The following is an 18,443-nucleotide window of genomic DNA, read 5'->3' on the forward strand; positions in this document are numbered from 1 at the left end:
GTCGGCGCAGACCGACGGCGGGCCCGAACGGGTGCGACCCGCCCTCGGGGGACCGGGCGCGGCGGGGGGCACCCGATGAGCGGCGGGCCGCCCGGCGTGGGGCGGACCGTGCTGGTCACCGGCGGATCGAGCGGGCTCGGCGCCGCCGTGGTCGCGGCCGTGGCCCGGGACGGCGGACGGCCGCTGGTGCTGGACCGGCAGGCGCCCGCCGACGGGGTGCCGTGGGTGGAGTGCGACCTCGCCGACACCCGTGCCGCCGAGGCGGCCACCCGGCAGCTCGCCGAGCGCTCGGGCGGGCTGGACGCCGTGGTCACCGCGGCGGGAATGGACGTGCCCGGGAAGCTGGCGGACGTGCCCGGCGAGACCTGGGACCGGATCGTGGCCGTGGACCTGCTCGCCACGGCGGCCGTGGTCCGGGCCGCCCTGCCCTTCCTGGAGACCTCCCGCGGCAGCATCGTCACGGTCGCCTCGACGCTGGGGGTCAGGGCCGTCGCCGACGCGACCGCCTACTGCGCCGCGAAGTTCGGGGTCGTCGGCTTCACCCGCGCCCTCGCCGCCGAACTCGCCGGCAGGGTCGGCGTCACGCTGCTCGTTCCCGGTGGCATGCGGACGGCCTTCTTCGACGACCGCGACGTCGCGTACCGGCCCGGTCCCGACGCCGTGCTGAACGATCCGGCCGACACCGCCGCCGCCGTCATGTTCGCGCTGTCGCAACCCGCGGGCTGCGCCGTACGCGAGATGGTGGTCTGCGCCGACCGGGAAACGTCCTACCCGTGATCCTCGCCCTGCGGGCCCTCGGCGTCGGCGACCTCGCCACCGCCGTCCCGGCCCTGCGCGCCCTGCGCGCCGCCCACCCCGACCGGGAACTCGTCCTCGCCGCGCCCGGCTGGCTGGCGCCGCTGGTCGACCTGGTCGGCGGTGTCGACCGGCTGGTGCCCACCGACGGGCTCGGCCGACCCGCTCCGGCCCTGCGGACGCCGCGTGTCGCCGTCAACCTGCACGGCCGGGGCCCCGAGTCGCACCGGATGCTCACCCGCACCCGCCCCGGCCGGCTGCTGGCGTACGCCAGCCCGCAGGCCGGTCACCACGACGGCCCCGGCTGGCGCGTCGACGAGCACGAGGTCGACCGCTGGTGCCGGCTGCTCGGCTGGTACGGCATCCCCGCCGACCGCACCGACCTGGACCTGCGGCGGCCGGCCCCGGACGGCGTCCCGACCGGCGTGACCGTGCTGCACCCGGGTTCCAAGGTCCCCGCGAAGCGCTGGCCGCCCGGACGGTTCGCCGCGCTGGCCCGGGAACTGGCCGCCCAGGGGCACCGGGTGGTGCTCACCGGCAGCCGCGACGAGCGGCCGACGGCGCAGCGGATCGCGGCCGACGCGGGGCTGCCGGCCGGCGCGGTGCTGGCCGGCCGGACGGACCTGGGCCGGCTGGCGGCGCTGGTGGCGTACGCCCGGCTGGTGGTCAGCGGGGACACGGGCGTGGCGCATCTGGCCACCGGCTACCGCACCGCGTCGGTGGTGCTCTTCGGGCCGGTCCCCCCGGCGCGGTGGGGGCCGCCGCCGGGGCGGCCCCGGCACCGGGCGCTGTGGCCGGGATCGGAGGATTCACGCAGGTGGGAGGGGGCAGGGAGTCATCCGACGCTGGCGGCCATCGGGGTCGAGCAGGTGGTGGCAGCCGTGGACGAGGTGGAACGGGCGGTGCGGGTCTCCGGTGCGGTTGCGGCGTAGTGATCCGGGCAGGCCGGGGTACGGGCGACGCCGGCGCGGCCGGGGCTGGCTCTTTCTCGATCCGTCCGGGCAGCCGGTGCGTGACGCCGACCAGCTGGCTCGGCTGCGCGAGCTGGTGATCCCGCCCGCCTGGCGTGACGTGTGGATCTGTCCGTACCCGAACGGGCACATCCAGGCCACCGGCATCGACGCGGCCGGGCGCAAACAGTACCTCTACCACCCGAAGTGGCGCGAGAAGCGCGACGAGGCGAAGTTCGACCACGTGCTGGAGGTGGCCCGCCGGCTGCCGGTGCTGCGTGAGCGGGTCGGGCGGGACCTGTCCGGCCGGGGGCTGCACCGCGACCGGGTGCTGGCGACGGTGACCCGGCTGCTCGACATGGGGACGTTCCGGGTCGGCAGCGACCAGTACGCGGCCGGCGACGATCCGACGTTCGGGGTGTCGACCCTGCGCCCCGAGCACGCCCGGTCCCGGGGCGGTTGCGTGGTCTTCGAGTTCCCGGCGAAGGGCGGCGTCGAGCAGGTGCGTCGCATCGAGGACCCGCAGCTGTGCCGGGTGCTGGTCAACCTGCGCCGGCGGCGGCGCACGGCCGACCGGCTGTTCGGCTACCTCGACGGCGGGGACTGGCGCGACGTGCGCAGCGACGAGGTCAACGGGTACCTGCGTGACGCCAGCGGCGGGGAGATGACGGCGAAGGACTTCCGGACGTGGCACGCCACGGTGCTGGCCGCGACCGAACTGGCGACGGTGGGCCCGCCGCGCTCGGCCACGGCCGGCAGACGGGCGGTCGCGGCGGTGATGCGCGACGTCGCGGAGCTGCTCGGCAACACGGCCACCGTGGCACGCGCGTCCTACGTCGACCCGCGCGTGGTCGACCTCTTCCACGACGGCGTGGTGGCCCCGGTCGACCCCGCGACGCCGCGCGAGGAGGCCGAGCGGATCGTGCTCGAACTGCTGGAGGACGCCTGAGACGGCCGCCCCCGGCCTGGGGTTCTGCGCCGGGGGCGTCGCGCGCCCGAGCGCCTTGCCCCCCCCGTGGTCGGGCCGTCGGATGGTCACCGGGCGGCCGCCCGCCGCCCCCGTGGCGGCGGGCGCCTCGCCGCGGCCCCCGTTGGCGTCCGGTCCCTCCCTCGTCTCGGCGGGGGAGGAGCCGGCCACCTCGGTCAGTCTGCCCCGACCGGGTTGACCGTGGACGCCGCCGGGTTGACTTCCCGTGCCGCTCCCTCCGCCTGGTCGGCCCGCCAGGCCTGCGGTCCGACGCCGTGCGCCTTGCGGAAGGCCCGGCTGAAGTGCGCCTTGTCGGGGAAGCCCCAGCGGGCCCCGATCGCCTGGACCGGCTGGCCGCGCAGGCCCGGGTCGGCGAGGTCGTGCCGGCACCGCGCCAGCCGCAGCTCGCGGATGTACGACGCGACCGTCGACTCCTCGGCCTCGAAGAGCCGGTGCAGGGTACGCAGCGAGACGTGGTGCGCGTCCGCCACCACCTGCGGGCTCAGCGTCGCGTCCCCGAGATGCCGCTGGATGTACGCCCGCACCTGCGTGACGAGGGCGCGCTGGCGGGCCTCGGTCGGCACGGCGTCCTCGGCCACCAGGTGCCGGCTGAGCATGGTGGTGGCCAGGTCGAGCCCGACGATGCCGAGCCGGGCGGCGTCGGTGGCGTGGTACTGCTCGGGATGGCGGGCGATCTGGAGGAGGAACTGGGCCAGCAGGGCGCCGATCCCCTCGCTGCCCGACATCCGCCCGCCGAGCAGGGGGGCCAGCCGGTCCGGCGGCAGCGGTAGCGCGGCGTGCGGGATGATCGCGACGACGGAGCGGGCCGGCGTTCGGCCCTCGTCGTCGCCGAGGTGCCGCACGCCGTGCGGCCGCGCCCCGTCGTAGAAGATGAACTCCTCCGGTCCCAGCACGGCGCTGCGGCCGGCCTGGCTGGCCGCGCCGTCGCCGTTGACGGTGAGCGCCAGCGTGTAGATCTCCGGGGCCGACTCGCGCGCCAGCCTCGGCGTCCGGACGCCCTCCAGCGACGGGTACCGGTAGTTGACCACCTGGATCGGGCCGAGCTCGACGATCTCCGCCCGGGCCGCGAAGTCGTGCGCGTGCTCGGTGCGGATCCGCAGCGGCGACGCCGTACGCGCCACCAGGTCGAGCCACATCCCGAGGCGTTCGGGCGCCGGCACCTGTTCGGTGTCGATGGTGGTCCGCCGAAGCATCCGCTCCCCCGTCCTCGCGCCGGTCCGGCGGCCATTGTCCATCGTGGGCGCTCCGTCAGCCCAGGCCGTTTCCGTTCGAGCGTTCGGGCGCGGTTCCGCCGCCGCGTGGCCTGACCGCCACAAGCGACGGCGGCGGCGCCGGACTCGCCCGGTGCCGCCGCCGTCGTCGCGTCAGTCGTTGAGCACCTGGGAGAGCCGGTCGCGGAAGCGCCGCTCCGAGTCGCTGACCACGTCCCCGCCGAGGCCCAGGATGCCGCCGCTGGACGCCGCGCCCACCACCTGCTCGGCGATGTCCACCAGCCAGTGCTTGTACGCGCCGGCCTCGCCCTCGTCGGTGCGGGCGGCCAGCAGCACCGCCGCCTCCCTGGCCCGGCCCAGCACGTCCTCCAGGTAGGCGCGCGGGTCGGACGGTGCGATGACCGGCAGCTCCTCGCCCGCCTCCGGGTCGCCCACCCGCGAGACGATCTCGCCGGCCACGGCCGCGACCAGCGGACTGGCCGACTCCCGGCCGGCGGCGATGGTCTCCAGCCCGGCCGCGTTCTCGGCCATGGTGCGCCGGGTGCCGTCGGACTCGGCGGCGCTCGCCGCGGTCAGCACCGACTGCGGCAGGCCGACCAGCAGCCCCCACTCCTCGTCGGAGAAACCGAACCCGGTGTACGCCGGCTGCTCGATCACGGCACCGCCCCTTCCGTACTGATGTCGCTCGTCGTCCGCGGCCCCGACAGGGGAGCCCGGCTCAGGCTAGTCGAGGGTCAGCAGGCCCTGTTCGGTCACCACGCTGACGGACAGCGTCTTGTACCCCACCTCGTCGAAGAGAACCGTCATCCGGTCCTCCTCGTAGCTCAGCACCATGCCGTGCCCCCACTCCGGGTGCCGGACCTGGCTGTGCACGGGGAAGGGCCCGACCGCCCCGTCGTCGGGCGTGCTGGTGCCGGCGTGGCAGTTGTCGCAGTGCCCGCAGACCTCGGTCATCTGCTCGCCGAAGTAGGCCAGCAGCGTCTGTCCCCGGCAGGCGGTGGTCTCGGCGAAGGCCCGCATCATGTCCGTACGCGACCGGGTCACGGTCTGCTGCCGCTCGGCCTCCGCCAGGGCCGCGGCGGCGGCGTCCACGGGCGTGGGGGAGTAGCGGGGCGCGCCGATGCGCTGTCTCGCCCTCGGCTCGGCCGCGCCCACCTGCTCCAGCAGGGCCAGGTACTGCCCGAGCTTGCGTGGGCCCAGGCCGGTGACCTCGCGCAGCTCCTTCTTGTTCCGCGCCTTCCTGCGCAGCAGCGCGGACAGGTCACGCAGCTCGTCGGCGTCCGGCAGGCCGCCGCTGAAGAAGCGTTGCAGCCCGACGTCCTCGGCCTGCCACAGCAGCAGCACCCGGGCCGGGGCGCCGTCGCGACCGGCCCGCCCGATCTCCTGGAAGTAGCTGTCGGGCGAGTCGGGCAGCGCCATGTGGACCACCCAGGCGATGTTCGGCTTGTCGATGCCCATGCCGAAGGCCGAGGTGGCCACCATGATCGGCACCTGGTCGGCGAGGAACGCCTCGTGCAGCTCCGCGCGGGCCCCGGCCGCCATCCCGCCGTGGTAGTACTGGGCCGGGAGTCCGGCGTCGGTGAGTCGGGCAGCCAGTTCCTCGGCGGAGCGCCGGGTGGGCACGTAGATGATGCCGGGCCGGGTGTCGTCGCTCAGCAGGGCGATCAGCCGTCGCCACCGGTAGTCCTCGGTCGGGCAGTGCGCCACCTCGAGGAAGATGTTCGGCCGGTCCAGCCCGGAGACCACCACCTCGGGTTCGGTCAGCCGCAGCCGGGCGATGATGTCGTCGCGTACGGGCGGGGAGGCCGTGGCGGTCAGCGCCACCACCGGCGGCCGGCCGATGCCGTCGATCAGGTGGCCCAGCGCGAGGTAGTCGGGGCGGAAGTCGTGCCCCCAGGCGGAGATGCAGTGCGCCTCGTCGATCGCCACCAGCGCCGGTCTCAGCGACTTCACCTCGGCCGTCCGGTCGGGGTTGGCGAGCTGCTCCGGGGTGATGAAGAGGAACTCGGCCCGCCCGTCGCGGATCTCGGCGATCGCCTCCGCCTGCTGGGCGGCCGACTCGTCCGAGCTGATCCGTACGGCGCGCAGCTCCGGCCGCTGCCGCTCGTTGAGCGCCGCGATCTGGTCCTGCTGGAGAGCGAGCAGCGGGGAGATCACCACGGTCGGGCCGGGGATCAGGCTGGCCGGGATCTGGTAGATCGCCGACTTGCCGGCGCCGGTGGGCAGCACCACCAGGGCGTCACGGCGCTTCATCACCGCCCGCATGGCGGCCAGCTGGTGGGGCCGCAGTGCGGTCCAGCCGAAGAGGCTCTTCGCCGCGCGGCGCAGTGTCGTGGAGTGCGTGGACAGTTTCATCGAGGGCCGGAGGTACCCGACGTGTTCGGCGGCGAAACCGGCGACGACGGCGGTGCGGTCCGCTCGCCCGACACCACACAGGCAATTTGATGCCGCGCGGGTATCAGAGTTCCCGGCGGCAGTGGTTCGTCGGGGGCACGCGCCTCGCGGGTCTTCCGCCTGCCGGAACGCCGCCGGAGCGTGGGCTCGCGCTGAGCCCGGGCAGCCCCACCGGCGGGGGTGCCCGGGGCCGGCGCGGTCAGCGTACGCGGGGGAACACCTCGCGCTGGTAGAGGTCGAGCAGGCCCTGCCAGTTCGGGCCGGTGTTGGCCACGTAGATCTCGTCGAAGCCGGCCTTGGCGTACTCATCGATCTTCGCCAGGTGCGCGTCGGTGTCCCGCCCGCAGACGAACGCGTCCTTCATCATCTCCGGCCGGACCAGCTCGGCGGCCTGCTCGAAGTGCCGCGGCGAGGGCAGCACCTGGGACAGCTCGCCCGGCACCCCGGCGTTCGGCCACCGCTCGTACGCGATCCGCACGCCCTCCTCCTCGGTCGGCGCGTACGCCGCCTTGAAGCCGGCCTGGCACGGCTTGTCGCCGCCGCCGCCCTCCCGGAACCGCCGGACCAGTTCGGCGTCGGGTGAGGTGTTGACGAAGCCGTCGCCGATGCGGGCCGCCAGGTCGACGGCCTTGGGGCCGAAGCCCGAGACGTAGACCGGCGGGGGAGTCTCCGGCAGTGTGTAGATCCGGGCGTGCTCGACGGTGTAGTGCCTGCCGTGGTGGTTGACGAAGCCGCCCCGCCACAGCTCGCGCATCACCTCGACGGCCTCCTCCAGCATCTCCAGCCGCACGTCGGTCTGCGGCCAGGCGTCGCCGAGGATGTGCTCGTTGAGCGCCTCGCCGCTGCCCACGCCGAGCACGAACCGACCGGAGTGCATGACCGCGCTGGTGGCCGCCGCCTGCGCCACGACGGCCGGGTGGATGCGTACGGTCGGGCAGGTGACGGCGGTGGTGACCGGGAGCCGGCAGACCTGGCTGAGCGCGCCGATGACCGACCAGACGAAGGGGCTCTGGCCCTGCGCGTCGGTCCACGGGTGGTAGTGGTCGGAGATCCAGAGCGCCTCGAAGCCGGCCCGCTCCGCGCCGCGCGCCTGTTCGAGCAGTTCGGCGGGCGTGTACTCCTCGGTGGACAGGAAGTAGCCGATCCTCATCGTTCCCCCTCGCGGTGTCGTACCGGTGCCATGGGGCAGGCGGTACCCCGGTGGCCGCCGCCGAACCGCGGGCGTCGGCGCGCTTCAGCGCCGGAACATCGCGCGGATCGCGGCGAGCAGCAGCAGGCCGCCGACGACCAGGCCGAGCAGGCGTACGCCGGGGATGTCGGCCGGGCTCGTCGCGTCGGCCAGCAGCAGGGGATCCATCCCCGAACTGTCCCCAGCTCCGCGCCGGAGGGCAACTGTAAGGTTTATTGACTATTTCCTCGCGCGGTGTGACCATGTCAACACCGCCGCCGGTGGCGGGCCGCCGGGCGCGGAGAAGACGGGGGTACGACGACCGCATGAGCGAGCGACACATCAGCCACCACGCGGGCGGGCCCGCGTGAGCGCCCCCGACGGAAGCCTGGCCAGCCTGGCCGCAGCCGTCCTGCAACCGGGGTTCGTCGGCACCACGCCCCCGCCCTGGGTCTGCCGCTGGCTCGGCGAGGGCCTCGGCTCCGTCGTGCTCTTCGCCCGCAACGTGGTGCACCCGGAGCAGGTGGCAGCCCTCACCGCCACCCTTCGGGCCGAACGCCCCGACGTCGTCGTCGCCATCGACGAGGAGGCCGGCGACGTGACCCGAATCGAGTCCGCCCGGGGCAGTTCCCGGCCCGGCAACTTCGCCCTCGGCGCGGTCGACGACCCGGCGCTGACCGAGGAGGTCGCCCACGACCTGGGCGCCGACCTCGCCGCGCTGGGCGTCACCCTCAACTACGCCCCCGACGCCGACGTCAACTCCAACCCGGCCAACCCGGTCATCGGCGTACGCGCCTTCGGCGCCGAGCCGGCGCTGGTCGCCCGGCACACCGCCGCCTGGGTGCGGGGCCTCCAGTCGGGCGGGGTCGCCGCCTGCGCCAAGCACTTCCCCGGGCACGGCGACACCAAGGTCGACTCGCACCACGACCTGCCCCGCATCGCCGCCGACCGGGCCCGGCTCGACGCCGTGGAGCTGGCCCCGTTCCGGGCCGCCGTGGCCGCCGGGGTGCAGGCCGTGATGACCGGCCACCTGCTGGTGCCGGCGCTGGACCCGGAGCTGCCGGCCACCCTCAGCGGCCGGATCCTGGGCGGGCTGCTCCGCGACGAGCTGGGTTTCTCCGGTGTCGTGGTCACCGACGCGGTGGAGATGCGGGCGGTCGCCGACCGGTACGGCTTCGCCGGTGCCGCGGTACGCGCCCTCGCCGCCGGCGCCGACGCGGTCTGCGTGGGCGGGGAACGCGCCGACGAGGAGTCGGCCCGGCTGCTGCGCGACGCCATCGTCGCCGCGGTCGTCTCCGGCGAACTACCGGAGGAACGCCTCACCGAGGCGGCCAAGCGGGTGGGGCAGCTCGCCGCCTGGACCGTCGCGGCCCGGGCCGCCCGCCCGCCCCGGCCCCGCCCCACCGCCGCCGGCTCGGCCGTCGGGCTGGCCGCCGCGCGCCGGGCGCTGCGGGTCACCACCGCGCCCGCCGGCGTCGGCGCGCTGCCGTTGGCCGGCCCCGCGCACGTGGTCGAGTTCGAGCCGCCCCGCAACATCGCGATCGGTCCGGAGACCCCGTGGGGACTCGCCGCCCCGCTGGCCGCCCTGCTCGCCGGCACCACCACCGTCCGCTACGCCGAGGCCGACGTGCCCGTCGACCCGACCGCCGGGGCGGCCGGCCGGTGCGTGGTGCTGGTGGTCCGCGACCTGCACCGGCACGACTGGATGCGGGCGTCGGTGAGCCGCGCGCTGGCCGCCCGCCCGGACGCGGTCGTGGTCGAGCTGGGCGTGCCCGAGCTGGTCACCGGGGCGGTGCACGTCGCCACCCACGGCGCCACCCGGGCCGCCGCCCACGCCGCCGCCGGGCTGCTGGCGGGCCGCTGACCGCTTCCGCGCCTCCTCGGACCGCTGCGGCGGTGTGCCCCGGTGTCCCCCGCCGTCGAGGGGCGCCGGAGCATCCCGACGCCCCCGGCTACGGCTCGCGGGTGACCAGGTCGGCGTACTCGGGGTGGCGGTCGATGAAGGCCGCCATGAACGGGCAGCGCGGCACCACCGCCGTGCCGCGCTCGCGCAGCTCGTCGAGGGTGCCCCCGACCAGCGCCGCGCCGACGCCCATGTTCTGGAACCTCGGGTCGATCTCGGTGTGGGTGAAGACCAGCACCTCGCCGCGCGGCAGGTACGCGGTGAACCCGGCCAACGCGTCGTCGACCAGGATCTCGAACCGGTGCTTGGCGGGGTTGTCCTCGACGAGGGTGCTCACCCGGCCATTGTGCTCCCGCCGGCGACGAGCCGGTCCAGTTCGCCGAGCAACCGGTCCACCTCGTCCGCGGTGTTGTAGTGGTAGAGGCTGGCGCGCACCGCCCCGCCGCTGTCGCGCAGCCCCATCGCCTGGAAGTACTCGTACGCGTAGTAGTCGCCGGCGGAGAGGCAGAACCCGGCGGCGCCCAGCTCCTCCTGGGCCCGCTGCGGGGAGAGCCCGGCCAGCCGGAAGGACACCGTCGGGCAGCGCCGGGCGGGGCAGCCGAGCACCGTGACGCCGGGCAGCGCGGCCAGCCCGGCGAGCAGCCGCCGCAGCAGCGACTCCTCGTACGCCCGCGCGGCGCTCAGCCCGGCGAGCAGCCGTTCGCGGCGGCTGCCGGTGACCGTCGGGTCCAATCCGGCCAGGTGGTCCACCGCGGCGGCCACGCCGGCCAGCAGGGGGAAGCTCGGGGTGCCGTACTCGAAACGGTCCGGCACCGCGTCGGAGGAGGGCAGCAGCTTCGCCGGGCGCAGCCGCTCCCACGTCGCGGGCGCGGCCACCATGGCGGCCAGGTGCGGCCCCGACCACTTGTAGGCGCTGGTGAGAAGGAAGTCGGCGCCCAGCGCGGCGAGGTCGGTGGGGCCGTGCGGCACCGAGTGCACCCCGTCGACGCAGACCAACGCGCCGGCGGCGTGCGCGGTCGCGGCGATCGCCGGAACGTCCGGCACGGTGCCGGTGGCGTTGCTGCCCGCGGTCACCGCGACCAGTCGGGTCCGCTCGCCGACCAGCTCCGCGTAGCGGGCCACCGGCAGCTCCGCGGTGTCCCGGTCGAACTCGGCCCAGCGCACCGTCGCGCCGGCCGCCTCCGCGGCCTGCACCCAGGGGCGTACGTTCGCGTCGTGGTCGAGCCGGGAGACCACGACCTCGTCGCCGGGCCGCCACCCGGCGCCCAGGGCCCGGGCCAGGGTGTAGGTCAGCGCCGTGGCGCTCGGGCCCAGCACCACGCCCTCGGGCTCGGCGCCGAGCAGGTCGGCCACGGCCGAGCGGGCGGCGGCCACCATCTCCAGCGACCGCCGGCCGGGCGCGAAGGCGGCGCTGCGGTTGCCCACCGCCGCGCGCATGGCGGCGGTGACCGCGTCGATGACCGGTCCGGCGGTCTGGGTGCCCCCGGCCCCGTCGAGGTGGACGAAGCCCTCGGCGAGGGCGGGGTAGGCGGCCCGGGTGCGGGCGATGTCGAACGGCATGTCCGGGACCCTAACGCCCGCGCCGGGCCCCCCACCTCGGCCGATGGTCACGCGCTGCCGCAGTGGCCGTCGTCTCGTAACCTTGGCGGGGTGACGAATCGACGTGTTGCCTCCCCGCTGACCCCCACCCGCCGGGCCGCCAGCCTGCTGGCCGGCCTGGCGCTCGGCGTCGCCGTGCTCGCCGGTTGCAGCTCCGAGGGCGCCAGCGCCAACTGCGGCCTCGACGCCTGCACGGTCACCTTCGACCGGGGCGTGAACGCCAGCGCCAGCATCCTCGGCGTGGAGGCCAAGCTCATCGGCGCGCAGGACGACCAGGTGACCGTCGAGGTCGCCGGCGAGCAGCTGTCGCTGACCATGGGCCAGCAGGCCGCCGAGGCCGGTGGCTTCTCGGTCACGCTCGACAGCGTCACCGACCAGGAGGTCAAGATCAGGGTGTCGCGGAGCCCGGGCAACTGACCCCGGCGGGGGCGGCGGTCGACGTTTGGAGATCTTCGTATTCGGTGAATGTGGCGCCATGTCACTCACCCGGAACGCCGAAGCCACCGCCTCCCGCACGGCGAACAGCAGGTGGCTCGAACTGTTGGCCAGAGTCGGTTTCATCGGCTACGGCATCGTGCACCTCCTCTTCGCCTGGCTGGCGTTGCAGATCGCGTTCGGCAAGCCCGCCGCCGACGGCGACCAGGCCGGCGCGCTGCGCACCCTCGCCGCGCAGCCGCTGGGCAGGTTCCTCGTCATCACCATCGCGGTCGGCCTGCTCGCCATGGCGATCTGGCAGGCGCTGGAGGCGGCCGTCGGGCACCGTGCCGAGCGCGGCAAGGAGCGCGTCTGGGAGCGGCTCGCCTCGGTGGGGCGGACCGTCGTCTACCTCTACTTCGCCTGGACGGCCTTCAAGGTCTTCCGGGACGCCGGCTCCAACAGCGCCGACCAGCAGGAGGCGCTGACCGGCAAGGCCATGGAGTCCTCCGGTGGCCGCTGGCTGGTCGGACTGGCCGGGCTGGCCCTCGCCGCGATCGGCGTCGGCCTGGTCGTCTACGGGCTGATCAAGCGCTTCGAGAAGCACCTCAAGACCGGTGAGATGAGCCCGAAGACGCGTCAGCTCACCCGCCGGCTCGGCATCGCCGGCTACGTCGCCAAGGGCATCGCGTACGGCGTCACCGGCCTGCTGATCATCCTGGCCGCCGTCAACTACGACCCGGAGAAGGCCCGCGGTCTGGACGCGGCCCTGCGTACGCTGCGCGACCAGGCCTACGGTCAGGCGCTGCTCACCCTGGTGGCGCTCGGTTTCGCCGCCTTCGGCATCTACTGTTTCCTCCAGTCCCGGTACCGGAAGGTCTGAGCCTGGTCGTTTCCGACGTCGCCGGGCACTATTGGGCCTTTGCCCAGAAGCACGTGTCCGGCGCCATGAGGAGGAAACAACCCGTGCAGAGCTACCTCGCGACGATCGTCGCCGCGCTCGCCGCGGCGGCGATCGCTCTGTTCGCGGTCGAGGTCGCACACCGCGTGATCCGGCGGGTGGGCCGGCGTTCGCTGCTGCTGACCGAGCTCACCGACCACGCGCACCGGTCGATCCAGGTCGCCGCCACCGTCCTCGCCGTCCAGTTCGCGGTGCGGTTCAGCACCGGCTACGCGGTCGGCGACCAGTGGCGGCAGGTGCTGCTGCACCTGCTGGTGCTCGGTGTGATCGCCAGCGTCGCCTGGCTGGTCGCCTCGCTGCTCGTCGTGGCCGAGGACACCGCCCTGGTCCGCTTCCGGGTCGACGTGCCCGACAACCGGCACGCGCGGCGGGTACGGACCCAGGTCGTCATGCTGCGCCGGCTGACGATCGCGGTGATCGTCGTGCTCACGGTCGGCGTGATGCTGATGACCTTCCCGGCCGTACGCGGCATCGGCGCCGGCGTGCTGACCAGCGCCGGGGTGTTCGGTGTGGTCGGCGCACTGGCCGCGCAGAGCCTGCTGGGCAACGTCTTCGCCGGCCTCCAGCTCGCCTTCAGCGACGCGGTCCGCCTCGGTGACGTGGTGGTGGTCGAGGGGGAGTGGGGCCGCGTCGAGGAGCTGACGCTGAGCTACGTGGTGGTGCAGATCTGGGACGACCGGCGGCTGATCCTGCCCACCTCGTACTTCACCAGCAAGCCGTTCCAGAACTGGACCCGGACCGAGGCGGCCGTGCTGGGCACCGCCGAGTTCGACGTCGACTGGGCGGTCCCGGTGCAGGCCATGCGGGAGGAGCTGCGCCGCCTCGCGGAGGGCACCGAGCTGTGGGACGGGCGGGTCTGCGTACTCCAGGTGACCGATGCGACCGGCGGGACGGTCACGGTGCGCGCCCTGGTCAGTGCCGCCGACGCCGGCAGCCTGTGGGACCTGCGCTGCCTGGTTCGTGAGCACCTGGTGGCCTGGATCCGGGACCACCGGCCGACCGCCATGCCCCGGATGCGCACCGAGATCGGGGACGTGGAGAGCAACCTGCCGTGGCAGTGGGTACGCCCCCGCCGGCCGGTGCGTCGCCCCACCGACGCCGACGTGCCCGACGACGCCCGGGTCTTCGGCGGCAGCGACGACGGCGACGCCCGCAGCGAGGCGTTCGTCGGCCCCGACGAGCCCGCCCAAGCCCGCCGCTGAGCGTGACCTGTGGGGGGTGGGGGCGGTTGGAGGTGTGGGTGGGGTTGTGCCCGCCGGCGACGCCCGGGGCGCAGTGCGGTGGCTCGGGAAGTTTGACCGGGCGTTTCGTGGGGACCTGCTGCGGGACGCTTCTGCACCTTCTTCCGCGCCGGCGGCGGCTCGGCGGCTCGGGGAGTCGGCGGTCCGCCGCGTACCGACCGTCGGGCGAAGGATTGACGAGCGGCGAGTCCGGGCATACAGCGCGGTGATGATGAAAGGAGGACAGCATGGCTGACGTGGCGAACGCCCGCACATCCCCCAACGGGAGCGAGCCGTCCACCGCCGAGCTGGTGCAGCGGGCCACGGAGCAGGTCTCCCGCCTGGTCCGCGACGAACTGGCCCTGGCCCGGGCGGAGCTGACCGAGAAGGGCAAGCACGCCGGTATCGGCATCGGTCTCTTCGGCGGCGGCGGGGCGCTGGCGCTCTACGGCCTGGGTGCCCTGGTCGCCACCGCGATCCTGCTGCTCGACCTGGTGCTGCCGGCCTGGGCGGCGGCCCTGATCGTCGCGGTGGTGCTCTTCGCGATGGCCGGCATCCTGGCCCTGGTGGGCAAGAAGCAGGTCAGCCAGGCGGTCCCGCCGGTGCCGGAGGCCGCGGTCCGCAGCGTCCGGGCGGACGTGGACACGGTCGCCGCCGCCGTGAAGGACAGGGGACGAGCATGACGACGGGCAACGGCCGCGGCAGCGGCGACACCGAGGCGCTGCGGGAGGAGATCCGGCGGACCCGGGTCGAGCTGGGCGAGACGATGGAGGCGTTGGCGGCGAAGGCCGACGTCAAGGCGCGGCTGAGGTCCTCCGCCGACCAGGCGAAGGAGCGGATGCGGGGCCAGGCCGCGCAGACCGTGGCCCGGGTGCGTGGGCAGGCGGCGCAGAAGGCGCAGCTCGCGCGGGGTCAGGCGCAGGAGAAGGGCGAGATCGTACGGCGTAACCCGACGCCGTTCGTCGCCCTCGCGGCCGGCGCGGTGGCCGCGGTGATCGTGTTGGTGATCGTGCGGGGGAGGCAGCGGTGAGCAAGGGTATCGGGAAGGCCGCGTACAAGCCGGTCGGCGTGCTGATGGGCCTCGCCGCCGGTGCGGTCGCGGGCGCGATCTTCCGGCAGGTGTGGAAGATGACGGCGGGCGACGGCGAGGCGCCCAGCGCCACCGACGAGGACCGTGGCTGGGGCGAGGTGCTCGCCGCGGCGGCGCTGCAGGGTGCGATCTTCTCGGTCGTCCGGGCGGCCGTCGACCGGGGTGGCGCGGTGGGCGTACGCCGGTTCACCGGAAGCTGGCCGGACTGACCGGACAACGGCGAGACGCCCCCGCACCGTGGCAATGGTGCGGGGGCGTTCTCGGCCGGGGGCAAGGGCCCACCAGCGGATCTTCGACATCCGTCAGGTCACATGTCGAAGAAATTCGTCCGGAAGGCTGTGCAGATTTTTCGCTACGTGGTTTGCTGTTTCACGCTGTTGAGAGATGGCGTGGGTTGAGTCCAGTCTCCTTGGTGGGGGCCGCCTCAGGCACCGCTGCTCGAAAACGGCCAATCGGCCGCACGGCGTGCTCGGCCGCCAGTTTTAGAAGGAGATACACATGGCGCAGGGAACCGTGAAGTGGTTCAACGCAGACAAGGGCTTCGGCTTCATCACCGTCGACGGCGGGGGTGCTGACGTGTTCGTCCACTTCTCGGCCATCCAGACCAGCGGCTACCGCACGCTGGAGGAGAACCAGCGGGTGGAGTTCGAGATCGCCCAGGGTCAGAAGGGTCCGCAGGCCGAGCAGGTCCGCCCCATCTGAGCAGTGCCGGTCGGCACCCGCCGGCCAGTGGTGATCCGGCGCCCGGATCCCAGCGAAGCCCCGTATCCCGGCCGGGATACGGGGCTTTCCGCGTGCCGCCGCTGCCCGGCGCGGCAGGGACGCGAGCCCGCGTGCGGCAGGGACGCGAGCCCCGGTGCGGGCAGGGACGCGAACCCCGGTGTGGGCTGCCGGGGCCCCGGTGGTGGCGAGGGGCAGGGCCCGCCCCGGCCGCTCAGTGGCGCCGGCGGGCGCGCAGCCCGAACCAGAGCACGAGCAGTCCGACCAGGACGACGAGGGGCCCGATCGCGGCCCAGAGCCGCCGGTCGGTCATCACGCTGCCCTCGACGTAGCCGAGGCCCTGCACCGTCCACAACGCGCCGCCGACCACGGCGAGCAGGCCCAGGGTCAGCGGCAGCCAGCCCTTCATCGCGATCCCCCTCCGTCGATCCCCGTACCGGCCGCCCGACTCACCACCGGTCGTGCACCCGCGGGCGGACCAGTTCGTCGTAGACCTCCGCCACCGCCGCCAGGTCCCGTCGCGACAGCGGTGCCTGGCCGGCCACGGCGGCGTTGCCCCGGGCCTGGGCGGCGTCCCGGGCGCCGGGGATGACCACGGTGACGCCGGGCTGGTCGACGATCCAGCGCAGCGCGAACTGGGCCATCGTGCGGCCGTCGCCGACCAGCGGCGCCAGCCGGCGTACGGCGGCCAGGCCCAGCGCGAAGTCGACGCCGGAGAAGGTCTCGCCGACGTCGAAGGCCTCGCCGTGCCGGTTGTAGGTGCGGTGGTCGTCGGCGGCGAAGGTGGTGTGCTCGTCGTACCGGCCGGAGAGCAGCCCGCTGGCCAGCGGGACCCGGGCGATGATGCCGACCCCGGCGGCGGCAGCGGCCGGGAGCACCCGGTCGAGGGGCTTGTGGCGCAGCGCGTTGAGGATGATCTGGACGCTCGCCACCCCGGGCCGGGCGATGGCGGTGAGGGCCTGGTCGCAGGTCTCCACGCTCACCCCGTAGCCGGCGACCCGCTCCTCGGCGACCAGGGTGTCCAGCGCGTCGAAGACGGCGTCGTCGGCGACGACGGCGGAGGGCGGGCAGTGCAGCTGCACCAGGTCCAGGGTGTCCGTGCCGAGGTTGCGCCGGGACCGGTCGGTCCATTCGCGGAAGTGCGCCAGGGTGTACGCCTCGGGCGTCTGCGCGACCCGGCGGCCCATCTTCGTGGCCACGGTCAGCGCGGCGTCGGGCCGGCTGCGCAGGAACCGCCCGATGAGCTGCTCGCTGCGCCCGTCGCCGTAGACGTCCGCCGTGTCGAGGAAGGTGACCCCCGACTCGACGGCGGTGCTCAGTACGGCGGTGGCGTCGGCCTCGCTGACCGTGCCCCAGTCCGCGCCGAGCTGCCAGGCGCCCAGCCCGATCACCCCGACGTGCCGCCCCAGCCGGGGGAAGGTGCGCTGCTCCATGCCACTGAGCCTAGTGATCGGCTTGTCGTGTCGCGCGACGGGCCGTACGGTTAACAAGACGGACGTACGGTTTGGAAGCGTGGCGGGCCGACGTCGCCCCCCTGCTGCGCCGGCCCCCGGCGGACGACACCGCCCTCGGCCACGCCGAGCTGCTGACCGGTGCCGACTGCGTGGTGGACGCCTGGGAGACTACCCACGTGCACCTGCTGCCGGCCCGCGCCGACGCGGACCACCCCGTGCTGAGCTGGCTGGAGGGCACCGCGCTCCGGCCGGTCCGGGCGGCCCTGGACGCCGCCGGCGGGTCCGACTTCCGGGCCGAGCTGGGCGTACGCCTCGCCGAGGCGTACCCGGTGCGGCACGCTCAGGTGCACTTCCCGTTCCGCCGCGTCTTCTTCGTCGCCCGCACCGGCGCCCGCGCAGAGGAGAACCTGTGACCGACCTGCAAACCTTCATCGCCGGACTGCCCAAGGTGGAGCTGCACGTGCACCACGTCGGCTCCGCCTCGCCCCGGATCGTCGCCGAGCTGGCCGCCCGCCACGAGGGCCGCAGCCCCGTGCCCGCCGACCCGGCCGCGCTCGCCGACTACTTCGCCTTCCGCGACTTCGCGCACTTCATCGAGGTCTACCTGAGCGTCGTGGACCTCGTCCGCGACCCCGACGACGTCTGGCTGCTCACCCACGAGGTCGCCCGCGAGCTGGCCCGCCAGCAGGTCCGCTACGCCGAGCTGACCGTCACGCCGTACTCGCACGTGCACCGGGGGATCCCCGCGCCCGCCTTCTGCGAGGCGATCGAGGACGCCCGCAAGCGGGCCGAAACCGACTTCGGCATCGAGCTGCGCTGGTGCTTCGACATCCCCGGCGAGGCGGGCCTGGCGGCGGCCGAGGAGACGCTGCGCATCTCGCTGGAGGAGCGCCCGGACGGGCTGATCAGCTTCGGTCTCGGCGGCCCCGAGATCGGGGTGCCCCGGCCGCAGTTCAAGCCGTACTTCGACCGGGCCCGGGCGGCCGGCCTGCGCTCGGTGCCGCACGCCGGCGAGACCACCGGCCCCGAGACCGTCTGGGACGCGCTGCGCGAGCTCGGCGCCGAGCGGATCGGGCACGGCATCTCCGCCGTACGGGATCCGGAGCTGCTGGCATACCTCGCCGAGCACCGGATCGGCATGGAGGTCTGCCCGACCTCCAACGTGCGTACCCGGGCGGTGGCCGGCATCGAGGAGCACCCGCTGCGGCAGCTGGTCGACGCGGGCCTGCTGGTCACCATCAACTCCGACGACCCGCCGATGTTCGGCACCACCCTCAACGACGAGTACGCCGTCGCCGCCCGGCTGCTCGACGCGGGTCCGCAGGAGCTGGCCGCGCTGGCCCGCGACGCGGTGACCGCGTCGTTCCTGGACCCGGCGGGCAAGCGGCGGATCACCGCCGAGATCGACGCCCACCTGGCCGCCGCCCTCCGCTGAGCGCAGGAGGGGGCGGCGCGCGGCGGGAGCAGGTGTGGGGGACCGAGTCTCCCGCCGCGCGCCCGGCTCCACCGGCCGGTGGGGTGCCCCGAGGCGTCGACCGGCGGAACTGATGGGTTCGGATTCGATCCTGTCAGCCCC

Annotated in this window: 21 protein-coding genes and 1 pseudogene; 13 read left to right on the top strand and 9 right to left on the bottom strand. The window is 74.5% G+C overall.

The window, feature by feature from the left end; genetic code table 11:
• Positions 1–75: 75 nt before the first annotated feature.
• From KBX06_RS11710 to KBX06_RS11720, 3 genes are read left to right on the top strand one after another with little or no spacing between them, the layout of a single operon-like run.
• Positions 76–777 carry an SDR family oxidoreductase gene (locus KBX06_RS11710; RefSeq protein WP_210834504.1) on the top strand — a complete coding sequence of 234 codons (702 nt, stop codon included), beginning with the start codon at positions 76–78 and terminating at the stop codon, positions 775–777.
• Complete coding sequence (locus tag KBX06_RS11715) at positions 774–1,727, top strand: glycosyltransferase family 9 protein (RefSeq protein ID WP_210834505.1); 954 nt, start codon at positions 774–776, stop codon at positions 1,725–1,727. Before KBX06_RS11710 ends, KBX06_RS11715 begins: the two co-directional genes overlap by 4 nt.
• The gene (locus tag KBX06_RS11720; RefSeq protein ID WP_210834506.1) at positions 1,711–2,694 is read left to right on the top strand and encodes a DNA topoisomerase IB; all 984 of its coding nucleotides are present in this window, start codon (positions 1,711–1,713) and stop codon (positions 2,692–2,694) included. The genes KBX06_RS11715 and KBX06_RS11720 overlap by 17 nt, the downstream gene beginning before the upstream one ends.
• 194 nt (positions 2,695–2,888) lie before the next feature.
• Here KBX06_RS11720 and KBX06_RS11725 read toward each other — a convergent pair whose 3' ends face one another.
• The 5 genes from KBX06_RS11725 to KBX06_RS28225 form a co-directional block, all read right to left on the bottom strand.
• Positions 2,889–3,926, bottom strand: a complete 1,038-nt coding sequence (locus tag KBX06_RS11725) for a helix-turn-helix domain-containing protein (RefSeq protein ID WP_210834507.1) — start codon at positions 3,924–3,926, stop codon at positions 2,889–2,891.
• A 171-nt stretch (positions 3,927–4,097) separates the two neighbouring features.
• Positions 4,098–4,601: a hypothetical protein gene (locus tag KBX06_RS11730; RefSeq protein ID WP_101409152.1), complete on the bottom strand. Its 504-nt coding sequence runs from the start codon at positions 4,599–4,601 to the stop codon at positions 4,098–4,100.
• Between the two features lie 66 nt (positions 4,602–4,667).
• The gene (locus tag KBX06_RS11735) at positions 4,668–6,299 is read right to left on the bottom strand and encodes a RecQ family ATP-dependent DNA helicase (RefSeq protein ID WP_210834508.1); all 1,632 of its coding nucleotides are present in this window, start codon (positions 6,297–6,299) and stop codon (positions 4,668–4,670) included.
• Positions 6,300–6,537: 238 nt separating this feature from the next.
• On the bottom strand, positions 6,538–7,488 hold the full coding sequence (locus KBX06_RS11740; protein WP_210834509.1) for a TIGR03557 family F420-dependent LLM class oxidoreductase: 951 nt from the start codon (positions 7,486–7,488) through the stop codon (positions 6,538–6,540).
• Positions 7,489–7,572: 84 nt separating this feature from the next.
• Complete coding sequence (locus KBX06_RS28225; RefSeq protein ID WP_255474757.1) at positions 7,573–7,695, bottom strand: hypothetical protein; 123 nt, start codon at positions 7,693–7,695, stop codon at positions 7,573–7,575.
• 178 nt (positions 7,696–7,873) lie between these two features.
• Here KBX06_RS28225 and KBX06_RS11745 point away from each other — a divergent pair, with 178 nt between their 5' ends.
• Entirely contained in the window at positions 7,874–9,370 is a 1,497-nt protein-coding gene (locus KBX06_RS11745; protein WP_210834510.1) for a glycoside hydrolase family 3 protein, read from the top strand.
• 88 nt (positions 9,371–9,458) lie between these two features.
• On the opposite strand, the gene KBX06_RS11750 is transcribed toward KBX06_RS11745, so the two are convergent.
• Both KBX06_RS11750 and KBX06_RS11755 read right to left on the bottom strand, forming a co-directional pair.
• Positions 9,459–9,746, bottom strand: coding sequence for a GNAT family N-acetyltransferase (locus tag KBX06_RS11750; RefSeq protein WP_210834511.1), 288 nt, complete (start codon positions 9,744–9,746; stop codon positions 9,459–9,461).
• Positions 9,743–10,969 carry a cysteine desulfurase-like protein gene (locus KBX06_RS11755; protein WP_210834512.1) on the bottom strand — a complete coding sequence of 409 codons (1,227 nt, stop codon included), beginning with the start codon at positions 10,967–10,969 and terminating at the stop codon, positions 9,743–9,745. Before KBX06_RS11755 ends, KBX06_RS11750 begins: the two co-directional genes overlap by 4 nt.
• A 90-nt stretch (positions 10,970–11,059) precedes the next feature.
• On the opposite strand from KBX06_RS11755, the gene KBX06_RS11760 reads away from it, so the two are divergent.
• The 7 genes from KBX06_RS11760 to KBX06_RS11790 all read left to right on the top strand — a co-directional run bounded on the left by KBX06_RS11760 (position 11,060) and on the right by KBX06_RS11790 (position 15,395).
• The gene (locus KBX06_RS11760; protein WP_210834513.1) at positions 11,060–11,425 is read left to right on the top strand and encodes a hypothetical protein; all 366 of its coding nucleotides are present in this window, start codon (positions 11,060–11,062) and stop codon (positions 11,423–11,425) included.
• A 58-nt stretch (positions 11,426–11,483) separates the two neighbouring features.
• On the top strand, positions 11,484–12,305 hold the full coding sequence (locus KBX06_RS11765; protein WP_210834514.1) for a DUF1206 domain-containing protein: 822 nt from the start codon (positions 11,484–11,486) through the stop codon (positions 12,303–12,305).
• A gap of 83 nt (positions 12,306–12,388) precedes the next feature.
• Positions 12,389–13,585 (top strand): mechanosensitive ion channel family protein, encoded by a 1,197-nt coding sequence (locus KBX06_RS11770; RefSeq protein ID WP_210834515.1) that lies wholly within the window; start codon positions 12,389–12,391, stop codon positions 13,583–13,585.
• A 266-nt stretch (positions 13,586–13,851) separates the two neighbouring features.
• Positions 13,852–14,286, top strand: coding sequence for a phage holin family protein (locus KBX06_RS11775; protein ID WP_210834516.1), 435 nt, complete (start codon positions 13,852–13,854; stop codon positions 14,284–14,286).
• Complete coding sequence (locus KBX06_RS11780) at positions 14,283–14,633, top strand: DUF3618 domain-containing protein (protein ID WP_210834517.1); 351 nt, start codon at positions 14,283–14,285, stop codon at positions 14,631–14,633. Before KBX06_RS11775 ends, KBX06_RS11780 begins: the two co-directional genes overlap by 4 nt.
• The gene (locus tag KBX06_RS11785; RefSeq protein ID WP_210834518.1) at positions 14,630–14,902 is read left to right on the top strand and encodes a DUF4235 domain-containing protein; all 273 of its coding nucleotides are present in this window, start codon (positions 14,630–14,632) and stop codon (positions 14,900–14,902) included. Before KBX06_RS11780 ends, KBX06_RS11785 begins: the two co-directional genes overlap by 4 nt.
• 289 nt (positions 14,903–15,191) lie before the next feature.
• Complete coding sequence (locus tag KBX06_RS11790; protein WP_007075740.1) at positions 15,192–15,395, top strand: cold-shock protein; 204 nt, start codon at positions 15,192–15,194, stop codon at positions 15,393–15,395.
• 232 nt (positions 15,396–15,627) lie between these two features.
• Here the strand turns inward: KBX06_RS11790 and KBX06_RS11795 are convergent, their stop codons facing one another.
• Positions 15,628–15,822 (bottom strand): hypothetical protein, encoded by a 195-nt coding sequence (locus tag KBX06_RS11795; RefSeq protein WP_210834519.1) that lies wholly within the window; start codon positions 15,820–15,822, stop codon positions 15,628–15,630.
• 40 nt (positions 15,823–15,862) lie between these two features.
• Positions 15,863–16,846, bottom strand: coding sequence for an aldo/keto reductase (locus tag KBX06_RS11800; protein WP_210834520.1), 984 nt, complete (start codon positions 16,844–16,846; stop codon positions 15,863–15,865).
• A gap of 77 nt (positions 16,847–16,923) precedes the next feature.
• Here KBX06_RS11800 and KBX06_RS11805 point away from each other — a divergent pair.
• Positions 16,924–17,280 (top strand): annotated as a pseudogene (locus tag KBX06_RS11805) (trans-aconitate 2-methyltransferase); the annotation flags it as partial.
• Positions 17,277–18,302 carry an adenosine deaminase gene (locus KBX06_RS11810; protein WP_210834521.1) on the top strand — a complete coding sequence of 342 codons (1,026 nt, stop codon included), beginning with the start codon at positions 17,277–17,279 and terminating at the stop codon, positions 18,300–18,302. The pseudogene KBX06_RS11805 and the gene KBX06_RS11810, both read left to right, overlap by 4 nt.
• Positions 18,303–18,443: the final 141 nt, after the last annotated feature.

The sequence above is a fragment of the Micromonospora sp. C31 genome, assembly GCF_018070575.1.
Classification (GTDB): Bacteria; Actinomycetota; Actinomycetes; order Mycobacteriales; family Micromonosporaceae; genus Micromonospora.